The 17,782-nt window shown below is 69.5% G+C and carries 9 protein-coding genes, 1 tRNA gene and 1 rRNA gene; 1 reads left to right on the top strand and 10 read right to left on the bottom strand.

Annotation, left to right across the window (positions count from 1 at the left end):
- Positions 1 to 26: 26 nt before the first annotated feature.
- The 7 genes from ABT147_RS02660 to ABT147_RS02630 all read right to left on the bottom strand — a co-directional run bounded on the left by ABT147_RS02660 (position 27) and on the right by ABT147_RS02630 (position 13,511).
- The gene (locus tag ABT147_RS02660) at positions 27 to 572 is read right to left on the bottom strand and encodes a CinA family protein (protein WP_351401999.1); all 546 of its coding nucleotides are present in this window, start codon (positions 570 to 572) and stop codon (positions 27 to 29) included.
- On the bottom strand, positions 569 to 1,315 hold the full coding sequence (gene pgsA, locus ABT147_RS02655) for a CDP-diacylglycerol--glycerol-3-phosphate 3-phosphatidyltransferase (protein ID WP_351401997.1): 747 nt from the start codon (positions 1,313 to 1,315) through the stop codon (positions 569 to 571). Before pgsA ends, ABT147_RS02660 begins: the two co-directional genes overlap by 4 nt.
- Complete coding sequence (gene rimO / locus ABT147_RS02650) at positions 1,312 to 2,793, bottom strand: 30S ribosomal protein S12 methylthiotransferase RimO (protein ID WP_351401995.1); 1,482 nt, start codon at positions 2,791 to 2,793, stop codon at positions 1,312 to 1,314. Before rimO ends, pgsA begins: the two co-directional genes overlap by 4 nt.
- Before the next feature lie 130 nt (positions 2,794 to 2,923).
- Entirely contained in the window at positions 2,924 to 3,787 is an 864-nt protein-coding gene (locus tag ABT147_RS02645; RefSeq protein ID WP_351401993.1) for a helix-turn-helix domain-containing protein, read from the bottom strand.
- Positions 3,788 to 4,110: 323 nt separating this feature from the next.
- Positions 4,111 to 6,855 carry an FtsK/SpoIIIE family DNA translocase gene (locus ABT147_RS02640; protein ID WP_351401990.1) on the bottom strand — a complete coding sequence of 915 codons (2,745 nt, stop codon included), beginning with the start codon at positions 6,853 to 6,855 and terminating at the stop codon, positions 4,111 to 4,113.
- Between the two features lie 185 nt (positions 6,856 to 7,040).
- The gene (locus ABT147_RS02635; protein WP_319368769.1) at positions 7,041 to 7,724 is read right to left on the bottom strand and encodes a response regulator; all 684 of its coding nucleotides are present in this window, start codon (positions 7,722 to 7,724) and stop codon (positions 7,041 to 7,043) included.
- Between the two features lie 297 nt (positions 7,725 to 8,021).
- Positions 8,022 to 13,511, bottom strand: coding sequence for a HAMP domain-containing protein (locus ABT147_RS02630; protein WP_351401988.1), 5,490 nt, complete (start codon positions 13,509 to 13,511; stop codon positions 8,022 to 8,024).
- A 406-nt stretch (positions 13,512 to 13,917) separates the two neighbouring features.
- Between ABT147_RS02630 and ABT147_RS02625 the strand changes: the two genes are divergently transcribed.
- A complete protein-coding gene (locus tag ABT147_RS02625; RefSeq protein WP_351401986.1) occupies positions 13,918 to 16,662 on the top strand; it encodes a SpoIIE family protein phosphatase in 2,745 nt (914 codons plus the stop codon).
- A gap of 47 nt (positions 16,663 to 16,709) precedes the next feature.
- On the opposite strand, the gene ABT147_RS02620 is transcribed toward ABT147_RS02625, so the two are convergent.
- From ABT147_RS02620 to rrf, 3 genes are all read right to left on the bottom strand, one after another.
- A tRNA-Thr gene (locus tag ABT147_RS02620) sits at positions 16,710 to 16,782 on the bottom strand.
- A 130-nt stretch (positions 16,783 to 16,912) separates the two neighbouring features.
- Positions 16,913 to 17,575, bottom strand: a complete 663-nt coding sequence (locus ABT147_RS02615) for a DegT/DnrJ/EryC1/StrS family aminotransferase (RefSeq protein ID WP_351402701.1) — start codon at positions 17,573 to 17,575, stop codon at positions 16,913 to 16,915.
- 112 nt (positions 17,576 to 17,687) lie between these two features.
- A 5S ribosomal RNA gene (gene rrf / locus ABT147_RS02610) occupies positions 17,688 to 17,782 on the bottom strand; the annotation flags it as partial.

The raw sequence follows: 17,782 nt of genomic DNA, 5'->3' as shown, positions 1-17,782 counted from the left end.
GTTGTGTTCACTCAGGGCTGCAAACATCAAGTCCCCCCGTTCTGTTCCGTATCCTGTGCCCGCTCATTCCCGGTCTGTTCGCCCGCAAGCTCCTGAAGAAGCAGTGCGAGTACGCTCCGTACACTCTCCATACGGATTTCCGCCCGGCCGCCGTTCAACCGCAACGACGACACTTTCCCGCCACCTGATACGCCGGAATCGGCTGCGGCAGGCCCGGCGACGGCCACATATACCGTGCCGACGGGTTGGCCGTCCTGGGGGTCCGGGCCCGCGACGCCGGTGGTCGAAATTCCCCAGTCGGCGCCGAGCGCCTTGCGGACGCCGTCCGCCATCTGGGCCGCGACCTGCGGATCCACCGCTCCGCGCTGGTCCAGGAGGGTGGCGTCGACGTCGAGCAGCTGGTGCTTCAGCTCGGTGGCGTACGCGGTGACCGAGCCCCGGAAGGCCTTGGAGGAGCCGGGGGCCGCGGTGATCGCGGCCGCGACCAGACCACCGGTCAGCGACTCGGCGACGGCGAGCGTCTCGCCCCTCACTGTCAGTAGTCGCAGCACTTCGGCGGCCGTGGAAGTCAACGCTCCGCTCCCTCCGCCGCGGCTTCGCGCGCGGCGGTTCCGCTCCTCCGCAGCACAATGGCCTGTCTCACATAGTCGAATCCGGTGACGACGGTCAGAATGACCGCCGCGGCCATCACCCACCACCTCAGGGTGGCCAGGGGACCCTCCAGCGCCAGGACGTACATCCCGACGGCGATGCCCTGGGTCAGGGTCTTCAGCTTGCCGCCGCGGCTCGCCGGGATGACTCCGTACCGGATGACGATGAAACGCAGGAGCGTGATCCCGAGTTCCCGGCCGAGGATGACTCCCGTCACCCACCACGGCAGATCGCCGAGCGAGGACAGACAGATCAGCGCGGCACCCATGATCGCCTTGTCGGCTATGGGGTCGGCGATCTTCCCGAAGTCGGTGACGAGGTCGTACGTCCGGGCCAGATGGCCGTCGAAGACGTCGGTGATCATGGCGACGGCGAAGGCGGCCCACGCCCAGGCCCGCCAGACCGGGTCGTATCCGCCGTCCATGAGCATCAGCACGACGAAGCCCGGTACGAGGACCAGGCGGATCATGGTCAGGATGTTCGCGATGTTCCAGAGGCTGGCCTGATTGACGGCGGCAGCTCCCAGCTTCCCCCCGCGCACGGGCCGGGTCTCCCCGGCAGCGCTCGGAGCGGCGGCGCTCGGGGCACCGGTGACGCCGGAGGCGCTCGTCGCGCCCTTGGCGCCGGAGGTGCCGCCCGCCGCGGATGCCGGGACTCCCGTCATCTGGCCGCCTCCTCAGTACACACGAGGGAGCCGAGCGAACCCGGAAGCACCTCGGCCACCAGGTCGACGCCTTCCGTGCCGACCACCTTCGCCTCGACCATAAGGCCGACGCTCAGGCCCGCGCCGCTCGTGAACAGCACCTGGCCGTCCGTCTCGGGCGCCTGGTGCGCACCGCGGCCGTACGCGCCCTCGTCGCCGTCGACCGATTCGACCAGCACGCTCACGGTCTGTCCGACGCGCTCCTCGGCGCGCTGCGAGACCAGTTCCTCGGCCAGTCGCGAGACGCGTGCGAGTCGTTCGGCGACGACGTCCTCGTCCAGCTTGTTCTCGTACGTCGCCGCTTCGGTGCCCTCCTCGTCGGAGTACCCGAAGACGCCGATGGCGTCCAGTCTCGCGCCGTTCAGGAACCGCTCCAGCTCCGCGAGGTCGTCCTCGGTCTCACCGGGGAAGCCCACGATGAAGTTGGACCGGACGCCGGCCTCGGGGGCCTTGCCACGGATGGTGTCGAGCAGCTCCAGGAAGCGGTCGGTGTCGCCGAAGCGGCGCATCGAGCGCAGCACGGCGGGGGCGGAGTGCTGGAAGGAGAGGTCGAAGTAGGGCACGACCTTGGGGGTGGAGGTGAGGACGTCGATGAGGCCGGGCCGCATCTCGGCGGGCTGGAGGTAGCTCACACGCACCCGCTCGATGCCGTCGACCTCGGCCAGCTCGGGCAGCAGGGACTCCAGGAGCCGGATGTCGCCCAGGTCCTTGCCGTACGAGGTGTTGTTCTCGGAGACCAGCATGATCTCCTTGACGCCCTGCTCGGCCAGCCAGCGGGTCTCGTTCAGCACGTCCGAGGGGCGGCGTGAGATGAAGGAGCCGCGGAAGGACGGGATGGCGCAGAAGGAGCAGCGGCGGTCGCAGCCGGAGGCGAGCTTCACGGAGGCGACGGGTGAGCCGTCCAGGCGGCGGCGCAGGGGCGAACGCGGCCCGGAAGCCGGAGCGAGGCCTTCCGGAAGATCGACGGGGGCGTGCCCCGGAAGCGCGACGTCGGCGGCCGACTCCTGGCGCTGGGCCGGGCTGATCGGCAGCAGCTTGCGCCGGTCGCGCGGGGTGTGCGAGGCGTGGATACCGCCGTTGAGGATGGTCTGGAGGCGGTCGGAGATGTCCGCGTAGTCGTCGAAGCCGAGCACGCCGTCGGCCTCGGGCAGGGCCTCGGCCAGCTCCTTGCCGTACCGCTCGGCCATGCAGCCGACCGCCACGACGGCCTGGGTTCTGCCGTGTCCCTTGAGGTCGTTGGCCTCCAGGAGGGCGTCGACGGAGTCCTTCTTGGCGGCCTCGACGAAGCCACAGGTGTTGACGACCGCGACGTCCGCTTCCTCGGCGTCCTCGACGAGCTCCCAGCCGTCCGCCTCCAAGCGGCCTGCGAGCTCCTCCGAGTCCACCTCGTTACGGGCGCAGCCAAGGGTGACGAGTGCGACGGTACGGCGTTCAGGCATGGGCTCAAGACTACTTCGTCCCACTGACACCCCACGTCGACGGGGTTGGCCGATCTTGGCCAACCCCGTCGATGCTCGTCGATGTTCGTTTCTCTTCGCGACGCCTGTGCGTCACCCCGGCGAGGCCGGCTCAGCCGACCTCGGGGTCGCCCTTCGTGTACGTCAGGCGTTCGACCTGGCCGGGCTGGAAGTCGTCCTTGATCTTCTTGCCGTTGACATAGAGCTGGATGGCTCCGGCGTCACCGAGGACGAGGTCGATCTTGGAGCTGTCCTGGAAGGTCCTGGACTCGCCCTGCTTGAGGAGGCCGTCCCACAGGAGCCGGCCGTTGTGGTCCTTGGCGGAGATCCAGCTGCGGCCGTCGGAGGCGCTGACCCGCACGGTCACCTTGTCCCGGGGCGCGGCCGCGATGGCGCTGTCGGTCGGGTCGGGCTTGGGGTCGGCGTCGGGCTTGTCGGCCTTGGGCGTGGGCGAGGCGGGCTTGCTCGTGGTCGGCGTGGAACCCTCGGCCACCTGCGTGGTGTCGCCGTCGTCCCCGCCGTCGAACGCGGTGAAGCCGACGAAACCGATCACCGCGACGATCGCGGCGACCATGGCGGCGGTCCAGTTGGGGCCGCGCCGCTCGGGACGGATCCGCTCCGCCTCGAACAGCGGGGCCGCCGGGGTCGGCGCGGGCCGCCCGCCGTGGGCCTCGGCGAACTGTTCGAGGAGCGGGACGGGGTCGATGCGCACCGCGCGCGCGACGCTGCGGATGTGACCGCGCGCGTAGACGTCGCCACCGCAGGGGGCGAAGTCGTCCTGCTCGATCGCGTGCACGATGGCGATGCGGACCCGGGTGGCGTTGCTGACGTCGTCGACGGTCAGCCCGGCCGCGATGCGTGCCTGCTGGAGGGCACGGCCGATCGAGGGGCGTTCCGCCGAGCGTTCGTCACGGTCGTCTTCGAACGGACGCTCGTCTTCGGGGAAGTTGCCGTCAGGGGAGTTGCCGATGGACACGGGGGCGCCTTTCGAGCGTGTAGCCACCTGTGCTGGAGGTTCAGTCTAGGGGGGGTACGAAAGGGTGGGGCAACCGGGCGGTGGGACTTTGTACGCCATCAGAATGGCCGGACATCCTGCTGGTGGTGAGGGTGGGGCACGAGGCTGTCCCCTCGTCCAACTTGACGTACGACGAAGGGAAACGGTTGCTCACCATTTCCTTACGGGTGAGTCACGTTCGAATACCCGGATGCCGTAATTGCATCCGCGTTCCGCCCGTCGGACAACCGGTTTTCCCGGCCGTGCGCCCGCTGTCGCGCCTCTCCTCGGTCCCGCCGCGGCCCCTACGCCCCAGTCTCCCCCCGGATCACGGCCAGCACGCCGTCCAGCTCGTCGGGTTTCACAAGAACGTCACGTGCTTTGGAGCCCTCGCTCGGCCCCACGATGCCCCGTGACTCCATGAGGTCCATCAGCCGCCCGGCCTTGGCGAAGCCGACGCGCAGCTTGCGCTGGAGCATGGACGTCGAGCCGAACTGGGTGGAGACGACCAGTTCGGCCGCCTGGCACAGCAGGTCGAGGTCGTCGCCGATCTCCTCGTCGATCTCCTTCTTCTGCTTGGTGCCCACGGTGACGTCGTCCCGGAAGACGGGCGCCATCTGGTCCTTGCAGTGCTGGACGATCGCCGCGACCTCGTCCTCGGTCACGAACGCGCCCTGCATACGGGTCGGCTTGTTCGCCCCCATCGGCAGGAACAGCCCGTCGCCCTTGCCGATGAGTTTCTCGGCGCCGGGCTGGTCGAGGATGACGCGCGAGTCGGCGAGCGAGGAGGTGGCGAAGGCGAGCCGGGAGGGCACGTTCGCCTTGATCAGACCGGTGACGACGTCCACGGACGGCCGCTGCGTGGCGAGCACCAGATGGATACCGGCCGCGCGCGCGAGCTGTGTGATGCGCACGATCGCGTCCTCGACGTCCCTCGGCGCGACCATCATCAGGTCGGCCAGCTCGTCCACGATCACCAGCAGATACGGGTACGGCGACAGCTCGCGCTCACTGCCCTCGGGCAGCTTGACCTTGCCGTTCCTGATGGCCTCGTTGAAGTCGTCGATGTGCCGGTAGCCGAACGCGGCCAGGTCGTCGTAGCGCAGGTCCATCTCGCGCACGACCCACTGGAGCGCCTCGGCGGCCCGCTTGGGGTTGGTGATGATCGGTGTGATCAGGTGCGGGATGCCCTCGTACGCGGTCAGCTCCACGCGCTTGGGGTCGACGAGGACCATGCGGACGTCCTCGGGGGTCGCGCGGACCATGACCGAGGTGATCAGGCAGTTGATGCACGACGATTTACCCGAACCGGTCGCACCTGCGACGAGCACATGCGGCATCTTCGCCAGATTGGCCATCACATAGCCGCCCTCGACGTCCTTGCCGAGCGCGACCAGCATCGGATGGTCGTCCTCGGCCGCGTCCGCGAGACGCAGGACGTCACCGAGGTTGACCATCTCGCGGTCGGTGTTGGGGATCTCGATGCCGACGGCCGACTTGCCGGGGATCGGGCTGATGATCCGGACGTCCGGGCTGGCGACGGCGTAGGCGATGTTCTTGGTCAGCGCGGTGATCCGCTCGACCTTCACCGCCGGGCCCAGCTCGACCTCGTAGCGGGTGACCGTCGGCCCGCGGGTGAAGCCGGTGACGGAGGCGTCCACCTTGAACTCGGAGAACACGTTGGAGAGGGAGGCCACTATGGCGTCGTTGGCCGCGCTGCGCGTCTTGCCGGGGCCGCCCCGCTCCAGGAGGTCCAGCGAGGGCAGGGAGTAGGTGATGTCGCCGGAGAGCTGAAGCTGTTCGGCGCGCGGCGGCAGCTCGCGGGGCGCGTCCGGGGCCTGCTTGGTCAGGTCCGGCACCAGGACGTCCTGCCGGGCGCCCTTGGGCGGCTTGGCGGCCGGGGGTTCCTGCTGGGCCGGCGGCTTGCTGCGCGCGGCCGGGACGGGCGTGGTCTCCTCCCGGTCGCCCACGCTCACCCCCTGGGTGAGGTCGGCGACCAGCGGCGAGGGCGGCATCCCGTGCAGCACGGCCCCGTCGAGCGCGGCGGCTGCCGCCGCGGCGACGTCCACGGCGTCCATCGGCCGGTCCGGATCGGGCTGCCGTACGGCGGAGCGCCTCGGGCGGCGCCGGGTGAGGGCCTCCTGCTCGGCGCCGTCGGGGTCGTACGGCTCGGGGGCGGAGCCACGCCTGCGGCGGCGCGCGGGGGTCGCGTCGCGCCACTGCTCGTCGTAGCGGGCGTCGTCCTCGCCGTACTCGGTGGCGTCGTCGTCATCGTCGTCCGCGACGATGCCCAGCTTCTGCCCGAGCAGCCGCAGCCGCTGCGGAATGGCGTTGACCGGTGTCGCGGTGACGACGAGCAGCCCGAAGACCGTGAGCAGGACGAGCATCGCCACGGCGAGCGCCTCGCCCATGGTGTGCGTCAGCGGGGTGGCCGTGCCCCAGCCGATGAGCCCCCCGGCGTCCCTTATCGCCTGCATGCCGGCGCTGCGGGCGGGCGAGCCGCAGGCCAGGTGGACCTGGCCGAGCACACCGATGACGAGCGCGGACAGGCCGATGACGATCCGGCCGTTGGCCTCGGGCTTCTCGGGGTGCCGGATGAACCGTACGGCGATGACCGCGAGCAGTATCGGCACAAGCAGGTCGAGCCGGCCGAAGGCGCCGGTCACGAGCGTCTCGACGAGATCGCCGACCGGGCCGCGCAGACGGGACCAGGTACCGGCGGCGACGATCAGGGCCAGGGCGAGCAGCAGGAGCGCGACACCGTCCTTGCGGTGCGCCGGGTCGAGACCCTTCGCGCCCTGCCCTATGCCACGGAAGACGGCGCCGACGGCGTGCGCGGCACCGAGCCAGACGGCGCGTACGAGTCTGTACACGCCTCCGGTGGGATTGGGCGCCGGCTTCGGAGGGGCCGTCTTCTTCGCCGTCGCCTTCTTGGCGGGTGCCTTTCTGGCGGCGGCTTTCTTCGCGGGGGCCTTCTTCGCCGGAGCCTTCGTCGGAGCGGCCGCCTTCTTCGCGGGCGGCTTCTTCGCTGCGGACTGACGTGAGGCCATGAGTGTGAGGTTACCGGTGGAGGCCACAGCCGACACGCGTGCCCACTGCTTCACCCGTTCGTGTCGCGCACGGAAGGGCCCGAAGCTGACACGGCCCGACAGGCACTCGGCCCGCCCTGCCTCCGATCACAACTGGACGCGGGCCCGGGCCACTTGTGCGACCCCGCCCGCGCTCCGGAACGTGCTCAGTTCTGCGACGGCAGCGACGAGGGTCCGCCCGTGCCCGGCTCCAACGCGTCCAGCGCCCTGCGCAGGCCTGTCAGTTTGCGTTCGAGATGGGCCGCGGTGGCCACCGCGGCGGCGTCCGCGGAGTCGTCGTCGAGCTGTTTGGACAGCGCCTCCGCCTGCTCCTCGACGGCCGCGAGCCGCGCGGAGAGCTCGGCCAGGATGCCGCCGGAGGGCTCCTTGGAACCACCCGCCGCGCCCTTGCCGCCACCCTCCAACTGGAGCCGCAACAGCGCCGCCTGCTCCCTGAGCTGGCAGTTCTTCATATACAGCTCGACGAACACCGAGACCTTGGCGCGCAGCACCCAGGGGTCGAACGGCTTCGAGATGTAGTCGACCGCACCCGCCGCGTACCCACGGAACGTGTGGTGGGGTCCGTGGTTGATGGCGGTGAGGAAAATGATCGGGATGTCCCGGGTCCGTTCGCGCCGCTTGATGTGCGCGGCCGTTTCGAAACCGTCCATTCCCGGCATCTGGACGTCCAGCAGGATGACCGCGAAGTCGTCCGTCAACAGCGCCTTGAGCGCTTCCTCCCCGGACGATGCCCGCACCAGTGTCTGATCGAGCGCGGAGAGGATGGCCTCCAGCGCCAACAGATTCTCCGGCCGGTCATCGACCAGGAGGATCTTGGCCTTCTGCACCATGGCCCGCCCTCCTCGCCCCGGCTTGGGGCCTCCCCTGTCCGCAGGACTCGACGTGACACCGCTCGGCGTCACCCCAGGGGACGACTCCCTCGCGCCACCCGTCCTTGTGCCGGTCATCGTAGCCGCACCCCGCCCGTCGCCACACCCTGTCACCGTGATGTCACTGTGCTCGTAGCAGAAACGCGGCAGGGGACCAGAAGGTTCCCCGAATCCCGCGTTTCTACACGGCCTCGGCCACACTCAGTCAGCAACTCCGTGCACCCGCCAACAGGTTGTGACCACCTGCCGCACTCCCCGTCACTCACTCCGCATCCACTGCTCCATGACCGCCAGCAGATGATCCGGATCGACCGGCTTCGTCACATAGTCGGAGGCTCCCGAGTCGATCGCCTTCTCCCGGTCGCCCTTCATCGCCTTGGCCGTCAGCGCGATGATCGGCAGTCCGGCGAACTGGGGCATCCGGCGGATCGCCGTGGTCGTCGCGTAGCCGTCCATCTCGGGCATCATGATGTCCATCAGAACGACCGTCACATCGTCGTGCTGCTCCAGCACCTCGATGCCCTCACGGCCGTTCTCGGCGTACAGCACCGACAGACCGTGCTGCTCCAGGACGCTGGTGAGCGCGAAGACGTTGCGGATGTCGTCGTCGACGATGAGCACCTTCTCGCCGTCGAAGCGGATCGTCCGGCGCGGCTGCGCCACCGCCGCCTCCTGCGCCCAGTGCTCCTGCGCCTGCCCGTTGCCCTGCCGGTGCAGGGCGGACGGGGAGTCGGCCGACACGGACCTGCGGCGCCGCCTGAAGAGCGCCGCGGCCCCGTTCTGGGTCTCGCGGTACGACTTCACCTCGGCCGGCGTCTCGGTGCGCTCGGCCAGTTCCTGCTCGGAGGCCAGCAGTTCCCCCGCCTCCAGCGCGGCCGGCGCGCTGTGCGCGTAGCCCTGCGGGGGCAGTTCGCTCGGGTGCAGCGGCAAATACAGGGTGAAGGTGGAGCCGCGTCCCGGCTCGCTCTGCGCGTGGATCTCGCCGCCCAGGAGCCGGGCGATCTCCCGTGAGATGGACAGCCCCAGGCCCGTACCGCCGTACTTGCGGCTCGTGGTGCCGTCCGCCTGCTTGAACGCCTCGAAGATGACCCGCATCTTGCTGGCCGCGATACCGATGCCCGTGTCCGTCACCGAGAACGCGATCATGTCGGCGTCCGCGTCCCGCAGCGAGCCCGCCTCCAGCAACTGCTCCTTGATGGCCACCGGCACATCCGCGCCGGCCGGCCGGATGACCAGCTCCACGGCCCCGGAGTCGGTGAACTTCACCGCGTTGGACAACAGGTTCCGCAGCACCTGCAACAGCCGCTGTTCGTCCGTGTGCAGCGTGGCGGGCAGCTCCGGCGAGACCCGTACGGAGAAGTCGAGGCCCTTCTCCGCCGTCAGCGGCCGGAAGGTGGCCTCCACGTAGTCGACCAGCTGGACCAGGGCGATCCGCGTCGGCGAGACGTCCATCTTGCCCGCCTCGACCTTCGACAGGTCCAGGATGTCGTTGATCAGCTGGAGCAGGTCGGAACCCGCCCCGTGGATCGTCTCGGCGAACTCGACCTGCTTGGGCGTCAGGTTCGACTCGGCGTTGTCCGCGAGCAGCTTGGCCAGGATCAGCAGCGAGTTGAGCGGGGTACGCAGCTCGTGCGACATGTTCGCGAGGAACTCGCTCTTGTAGCGCATGGACACCGCGAGCTGCTCGGCGCGCTCCTCCAGGACCTGCCGCGCCTCCTCGATCTCGGTGTTCTTGACCTCGATGTCACGGTTCTGCCGGGCCAGCAGCTCGGCCTTCTCCTCCAGTTCGGCGTTGGACGCCTGGAGGGCCTTCTGCCGGTTCTCCAACTCGTCCGACCGCTCACGCAGTTGCTCGGTCAGCTCCTGCGACTGCTTCAGCAGCACCTCGGTCTTGGTGTTGACGGAGATGGTGTTGACGCTCGTCGCGATCATCTCCGCGATCTGGTTCAGGAAGTCCTTCTGGATCTGGGTGAACGGCGTGAACGACGCCAGCTCGATCACCCCGAGCACGGTCCCCTCGAAGAGCACCGGCAACACGATGACCTGCGCGGGCGGAGCCTCACCGAGCCCGGAGGAGATCTTCAGATAACCGCTCGGCGCGTTCTCCACCAGGATCGTGCGCTTCTCCTTCGCGGCCGTCCCCACCAGCGCCTCGCCCGGCCGGAACGACGTCGGCATGGAGCCCATGGAGTAGCCGTACGAGCCGAGCATGCGCAGCTCGTACGGATCGGCGTCGTCCGGGGACGAGTCCTTGCCGTCGAGGAACGGCAGCGCCAGGAAGAACGCGCCGTGCTGCGCGGACACCACCGGCGTCAGCTCGCTCATGATCAGCGAGGCCACGTCGTCCAGGTCCCGGCGGCCCTGCATCAGGGCGGAGATCCGGGCGAGGTTGCCCTTGAGCCAGTCCTGCTCCTGGTTGGCGATCGTGGTGTCGCGCAGGTTGGCGATCATCTTGTTGATGTAGTCCTGCAGCTCCTTGATCTCGCCGGACGCGTCGACGTCGATCTTGAGGTTCAGGTCGCCCCGGGTCACCGCGGTGGCCACGCGCGCGATGGCACGCACCTGGGCGGTCAGGTTCCCGGCCATCTCGTTCACCGACTCGGTGAGGTCGCGCCAGGTGCCGTCGACGTCACGCACCCGCGCCAGACCGCCCAGCTGCCCTTCGGTGCCCACCTCGCGGGCCACCCGGGTGACCTCCCCGGCGAACGACGACAGCTGGTCCACCATCGTGTTGATGGTGGTCTTCAGCTCCAGGATCTCGCCGCGCGCGTCGATGTCGATCTTCTTGGTCAGATCGCCCTTGGCGATGGCGGTCGTGACCATCGCGATGTTGCGCACCTGTCCGGTGAGGTTGGACGCCATCGAGTTCACGGACTCGGTGAGGTCCTTCCACGTACCCGCCACACCCGGTACGTGCGCCTGGCCGCCGAGGATGCCGTCCGTGCCCACCTCGCGGGCCACCTTGGTGACCTGGTCCGCGAACGAACTCAGCGTCTTCACCATGCTGTTGAAGGTGTCCGCGAGCTGCGCCACCTCACCGGCCGCCTCGATCGTCACCGTACGGGTCAGGTCGCCGTTGGCGACGGCGGCGGCGACCTGGGAGATGTTGCGCACCTGCATGGTCAGGTTCTTGGCCATCAGGTTGACGTTGCCGGTGAGGTCCTTCCAGGTGCCCGCCGCGCCCGGCACCTGCGCCTGACCGCCGAGGATGCCCTCGGTGCCCACCTCGCGGGCCACCCGGGTCACCTGCTCGGCGAAGGACGACAGCTGGTCGACCATCGTGTTGACGGTGGTGACGAGTTCGAGGATCTCGCCCTTCGCGTCGACGGTGATCTTCTTGGTCAGATCGCCCTTGGCGACGGCGGTCGTGACCTCGGCGATCTGACGCACCTGGATGGTCAGGTTGTTCGCCATGAAGTTCACGGACTGCGTGAGGTCCTTCCAGGTGCCGGAGACACCCTGCACCTCGGCCTGACCGCCGAGCTGGCCCTCCGTACCCACCTCGCGGGCGACCCTGGTGACCTCCTCCGCGAACGACGACAGCTGGTCCACCATCGTGTTCAGCGTGTTCTTCAGCTCCAGGATCTCCCCGCGCGCGTCCACGGTGATCTTCTGGGACAGGTCACCCCGGGCCACCGCCGTGGCGACCTGCGCGATGTTGCGCACCTGACCGGTCAGGTTGCCGGCCATGCCGTTCACGGACTCGGTGAGGTCGCGCCACACACCGGCGACACCGGGCACCTGTGCCTGACCGCCGAGGCGGCCCTCCGTGCCCACGTCCCGGGCGACCCGGGTCACCTGGTCGGCGAACGACGACAGCTGGTCGACCATCGTGTTGATGGTGTTCTTCAGCTCCAGGATCTCGCCGCGCGCGTCGACATCGATCTTCTGCGACAGGTCGCCACGGGCCACGGCCGTCGTCACCTGGGCGATGTTCCTCACCTGTCCGGTGAGGTTGGACGCCATCGAGTTGACGGAGTCGGTGAGTTCCTTCCACGTCCCCGACACACCGTCCACACGGGCCTGACCGCCGAGGCGGCCCTCCGTGCCCACGTCCCGGGCCATCCGCGTCACCTGGTCCGCGAACGACGACAGCTGGTCCACCATCGTGTTCACGGTGTTCTTCAGTTCGAGCATCTCGCCCGCGACATCGACGGTGACCTTCTGCGAGAGGTCGCCGTTGGCCACGGCCGTCGTCACCGCCGCGATGTTCCTCACCTGTCCGGTGAGATTCCGGAACGCGGTGTTGACGGAGTCCGTCAGGTCCTTCCACGTACCGGCCGCGCCCGGCACCTGCGCCTGACCGCCCAGCCGCCCCTCGGCCCCGACCTCGTTGGCCACCCGCGTGACCTCGTCACCGAAGTACGAGAGCTGGTCCACCATCCCGTTGACGGTGTTCTTCAGTTCCAGCATCTCGCCCGCGACATCCACGGTGACCTTCTGCGACAGGTCACCGTCGGCCACGGCCGTCGTCACCGCCGCGATGTCCCGCACCTGGGTGGTGAGGTTCCGGAAGACCGTGTTCACCGAATCGGTGAGGTCCTTCCACGTTCCCGCCGCACCCGGCACCTGCGCCTGACCGCCCAGCCGCCCCTCGGCCCCGACCTCGTTGGCCACCCGCGTGACCTCGTCGGCGAAGATCCGCAGCGTCTCGGTCATCTGGTTGATCGTCTCGGCGAGCTTGGCGACCTCACCCCGTGCGGGCACGGTCACCTTCTGCGACAGGTCACCGTTGGCGACCGCGGTGGTGACCTGGGCGATCCCCCGCACCTGCGCGGTGAGATTGCCGGCCATGGTGTTCACCGAATCGGTGAGCTCCTTCCACACACCCGCCACACCCGGCACCTCGGCCTGACCGCCGAGCTGCCCGTCGGTGCCCACCTCGCGCGCGACCCGGGTCACCTCGGAGGAGAACGCGGAGAGCTGGTCGACCATCGTGTTGACGGTCTCCTTCAGCTCCAACATCTCACCGGCCACGTGAACCGTGACCTTCCGTGACAAGTCACCCTTCGCGACCGCGGTCGTCACCAGCGCGATGTCCCTCACCTGTGCGGTGAGCCGGTGCGCCATGGTGTTGACGGACTCCGTCAGGTCCTTCCACGAACCGGACATACCCCGCACCTTGGCCTGCCCGCCCAGCTTGCCCTCGGTGCCCACCTCGCTGGCCACCCGCGTGACCTCGTCGGTGAACGTCGACAGCTGGTCGACCAGGTTGTTGACCGTACGCCCGACCTTCAGGAACTCCCCGCGCAGCGGATGCCCGGTCCCGTCCGGCCCCTGCGTGCGCAGCTCCATGCGCGGCGACAGATCACCGTCCGCGACGGCCGACAGCACCCGGCTGACCTCGGAGACCGGCCGTACGAGGTCGTCGACCAGCGCGTTCGACGCGTCGATCGCGGTCGCCCAGGACCCCTCGGTGGCGCCCGTCTCCAGCCGCTCGGTGAGCTTCCCCTCACGCCCGACCACACGCCGCACCCGCGACAACTCGCCGGTCAGGTGCATGTTCCGGTCCGCCACCTCGTTGAAGACGGCCGAGATCTCGGACATCACACCGTCGCCCGAGACGGTCAGCCGCTTGCGGAAGTTGCCGTCCCGCATCGCCTCCAACGCCGTGAGCAGCCGGTTCAGGGCAGCCGTGTCCACGGTGGTGGTCCCATTGTGCGGTTTACGTGATTTGCGCTGGTCACTCAGGGACTGTCCGCCTTTCGCGCGCGCCTTAGTGCCCCGCGTCGCTGCGCCAGACTCCACTGTGTCCCTCCCGCAAGGGTCGACCGTTCCTGCTGGACGTACTTCGCCGCATTCGAACGCTTCGTACTGCTCACACTGCTCGTACCACTCGTACCGCTTCGTACTCGGATACTTCTGCTCAGCGGGCCGGGTGCCACTCCCCGCCGCACTGGGAAGGTACTCGGACCTGCCCGGCCTTCTCCTGGAAGCCTGCCCAGTGTTTCACCATGGCTGAACCAGGCCATAACAGTTCGGCAGCTTCGCACACGGTCCGCACACCTCCGGACGGAAACACAGACGACCGGCATCCGCATGGACGGCGAAGGTAAGTAACCTTGCATGCGGCTGTCCAGCCATGCCGGTCCCGTCCGGCCTGGGCGGTGGCGCACGAGCACGAGCGGGCAGGCATCGGAGGGGCGGCCGCACCATGACCACCGGACTGCATCCCGGGGAGACCCCCCAGGACCCCAGGCCGACGGAGAACCAGCCTCTGCCACGGCAGGAGGCCGTCCCAGGATCCCCGCACGTCGAGAACCGGACAAGGAGTTCTGTGATCACCGCGCGCGCGGCCGCCACCTTCACCGCCGTCTCACGATCGGTCGCGACCGCCCGCTCGTTCGTCCGCGACACCCTCCAGGGCTGGGGCTTCGCCGACATCGTCGACGACGCGGTGGTCCTCACCAGCGAACTCGTCACCAACGCGGTCGTCCACGCGGGCACCTCCGCCGACGTCCTGTGTCTACGGGCCGACGACGGCGTACGCATCGAGGTCGCCGACAGATATCCCGAGCGCGAGATCCCCCTCCAGGGCAGCCACATCAACATGGGCAGCCCCGACCGCGAAGGCGGCCGCGGCCTCCAGCTGTGCGCGGCGATGGCCTCCCGCTGGGGCGTCGAGTACACCTCCACGCACAAGCAGGTCTGGTTCCAACTCGACCTCCCCGACCGCCCGGTGGGCACCCGCTCGGCCGGCCCCTCCCTCCCCGCCGACCTGCTCCCGCTCGCCGACGGCAGGGTCCGCGTCGCGGTCGTCCAGATCGACCGCGCGGGCGCGATCAGCGCCTGGAACGAGGACGCCGAGGAACTCTTCGGCTACGCCCCCGACCAGGTCATCGGCAAGCCCCTCACCGACCTCGCCGCCTGGCCGCACACCCCCGGCACCAGCACCGGCGTCGCCGAGGCCCTCCAGCTCTCCCGCTGGGAGGGCAGCTACGGCATCCGGGGCGCCAACGGCCGTGTGACACCGGTCTACGCCTCGCATCTCCGGGTCCGCGACGCGGACGGCGACCCCTCCACGGTCTGCCTCCTCGTACGGGACCACGAGCGCGCCGTCCTCCAGACCCCGCTGCGCATGCCCACCGGCGACGGCTCCGGTTCCGGCGACGGCCAGGCCACGGACCCCTTCGAGGTCTTCATCGGCTCTCCCGCCCCGGACGACCTCGACGGCCTCCTCCAGCGCACGGTCGAACGCGCCCGCGACATGCTCGACGGCGACTCCGCCTTCCTGCTCCTCGCCACCGACGACGAGACCGAGCTGGAGGTACGGGCCTCCACGGGCCTCCCGTCGGCCCGCCAGCGCTTCGCCCGCGTCCCCGTGGACGCCGGCCCCGGCCGCTACGGCTCGGCCCGTATGCCCGCCGTCCACGACGACCTCATGGCCGTCCCCGGCGCCGTCCCCCTCCTCAACGGCACGGGCATGCGCTCGGTCGTCACGGTCCCCCTCAAGGTCGAGGGCCGCCTCACGGGCTCCCTGGGCGTCGCCGCCGAGGCCCACGGCCGTTACTCCAACGAGGAGGCCCTGCGCCTGCAGTTCGCCGCCGACCGCATCGCCCTGGCCGTCGAGTCGGCCCGCCTGGGCGAGCTGGAACGTCTGCGCCGCGGCTCGCTGAGCTTCCTGGTGGAGGCCTCCGACCTCCTCGCGGGCACCCTGGACCGCGACCAGACCCTCGCCCTCATGGCCCAGATGACGATCCCGACCCTCGCCACCTGGTGCGCGGTCTACACGATCGCCGACCAGGCCTCGGACCCGTACCTCAGTTACGTCCTGCACGAGGACGAGGACCTCATCGACGGCCTCAAGGCCCTCCTCTCCAAGATCCGCCCTCCGGAGCCCATCCCCACCCCGGGCGCCCGCGTCTGGACGGCCCCCGCCGAGGCGGCCCACCAGGCGGCCCTGCGCACCTCCATGCGCAGCCTGGGCCTGGGCGAGCCCGCCACGGTCAGCTCGGGCATCGGCACGACGCTGGCGACGGCCTCCGCGGTCGGCGGCGAGACCGTCGTCCTCCCGCTCGTCGCCCGCAACCGCGTCATCGGCATGCTGACCCTCGGCAAGCCCACGGACGAGCATTTCCGCCAGGAGATCCTGGAGTTGGCGGAGGACCTCTCCCGCCGGGCCGCCCTCGCCCTGGACAACGCCCGCCTGTACTCGGAGCGCGTGGCCATCAGCCAGTCCCTCCAGCGGAGCCTCCTCCCGCCCGAACTCCCCCTGATCGACGGCGTGGAGGTCGAGGTCATCTACCGCGCGGCCGGCGAGGGCAACGAGGTCGGCGGCGACTTCTACGACCTCTTCCCCATCCGCGACGGCGCGTACGGCTTCGCCATCGGCGACGTCTGCGGCACCGGCCCCGAGGCCGCCGCGGTCACCGGCCTCGCCCGCCACGCCCTGCGCCTGCTGGCCCGCGAGGGCTACGGCGGCCCGGCGGTCCTGGAGCGCCTCAACTCCGCGATCATCGACGAGGGCGCCCGCAGCCGCTTCCTGACGCTTCTGTACGGCGAGTTGTGGCCCCAGGAGGACGGCAGCGCCGTACTGAAGGTCGTCTGCGCCGGCCACCCGCTCCCGCTGCGCCTGCGCCAGGACGGCACGGTCGAGCCCGCCGCCGAACCACAGGCCCTCCTCGGCGTCATGGAGGACCTGGAGCTGTACGAGCAGACCGTCACCCTCGACCCCGGCGACGTCCTCCTGTGTGTCACGGACGGCGTCACCGAACGCCGCGAGGGCACCCGCATGTTGGGCGACGACGGCCTCACCGAGGTCCTCACCACCTGTACGGGTCTCACCGCGGGCGCGGTCGCGGCCCGTGTCATGCGCGCGGTCGAGCGCTTCGCCTCCGACGCCCCCTCCGACGACATGGCCATCCTGGCGATGCGCGTCCCGGGCCTCCAGACGGACTGAGCGGGCATGAGAAAGGCCCCGCCCAAGTGGGCGGGGCCTTTTGTCTGAGCCCCCAAACGGAATCGAACCGTTGACCTTCTCCTTACCATGGAGACGCTCTACCGACTGAGCTATAGGGGCCTGTCACCTGTTCGAGGTTTCCCTCGCGGCAACGAGATAGATCATACCCCGAACCGGCGGCGGCTTCGAACCACCCAGCGCACTGCCGAGAGGTCCACGCGCCCCCGAGTTCCACCGCGCATCGATAGACCTAGAAGGCCGGCTGCAGCAGCCCGCCGAGTGCGTTGCAGGCGGACACCAGCCGCTGCAGTTCCCGCCGGGACATCTCGCCGCCGATGGGCAGCGCCAGCGTCTCGTCGGCGGCCCGCTCGGTCTCGGGCAGACACACGTCCCGCCGGAAGCCGGGCATCCGGTGCACGGGCGTCTTCACCGGCACGCTGCACTCGACTCCCTTGGCCCGCACGGCCCGCGCGAAGGCGTCCCGGTCCGGCCGCCCGTTCCCGGGCACACGTACGACGTACTGCTGGAAGGTGTGCCCGTCACACCCCTCGGGAGTCCGTACGCCCTTCAGCTTCGCGCTCAGATACGCGGCCCGCCGCCGACGCTCCGCCAGCTCGCTGTACGGCGTCTCCGACTCACCCTGCTCCAGCACCAACAGCCCATGCCGCTGCCCGACTTGATGCAGCGCCGCGATATCGGCAGACCTGCCGAAACGGTGGACGACGACCGCGGCCACGGTCCGCGATGTCACCGCGGCCTCGACAGCGGAGGCATCCAGGCAGTACGTCACCGGGTCTATGTCGGCGAACACCGGCACAGCCCCTGCCAGGCTCACTGCCTGAGCGACCTCCGGGTTCCCGAACGCCGGCACGACCACTTCGTCACCGACGCCGACACCCGCGGCCCTGAGCATTCCAACGGTACCCATGCCGCGGATCCTGCTCGCGCAACGTGAACTCCAAGTAAAGCCCAACAAAAAAGAGCTGGTCCCCGAACCGAAGTTCAGGGACCAGCTCTCAATATTTGTTCGGCGGCGTCCTACTCTCCCACAGGGTCCCCCCTGCAGTACCATCGGCGCTGTAAGGCTTAGCTTCCGGGTTCGGAATGTAACCGGGCGTTT

It is taken from the genome of Streptomyces sp. NPDC001868, from assembly GCF_040297125.1.
Lineage (GTDB): Bacteria > Actinomycetota > Actinomycetes > Streptomycetales > Streptomycetaceae > Streptomyces.
The sequence above is the reverse complement of the archived record's forward strand: the minus strand, read 5'-3'. Positions and strand labels throughout refer to the sequence as shown.

Bases quoted from the DNA above. Each gene is read 5' to 3' on its own strand.
- pgsA (WP_351401997.1), bottom strand. From the start codon at position 1,315: ATGACGGGAGTCCCGGCATCCGCGGCGGGCGGCACCTCCGGCGCCAAG.
- rimO (WP_351401995.1), bottom strand. From the start codon at position 2,793: ATGCCTGAACGCCGTACCGTCGCACTCGTCACCCTTGGCTGCGCCCGT.
- ABT147_RS02640 (WP_351401990.1), bottom strand. From the start codon at position 6,855: ATGGCCTCACGTCAGTCCGCAGCGAAGAAGCCGCCCGCGAAGAAGGCG.
- ABT147_RS02635 (WP_319368769.1), bottom strand. From the start codon at position 7,724: ATGGTGCAGAAGGCCAAGATCCTCCTGGTCGATGACCGGCCGGAGAAT.
- ABT147_RS02625 (WP_351401986.1), top strand. From the start codon at position 13,918: ATGACCACCGGACTGCATCCCGGGGAGACCCCCCAGGACCCCAGGCCG.
- ABT147_RS02615 (WP_351402701.1), bottom strand. From the start codon at position 17,575: ATGCTCAGGGCCGCGGGTGTCGGCGTCGGTGACGAAGTGGTCGTGCCG.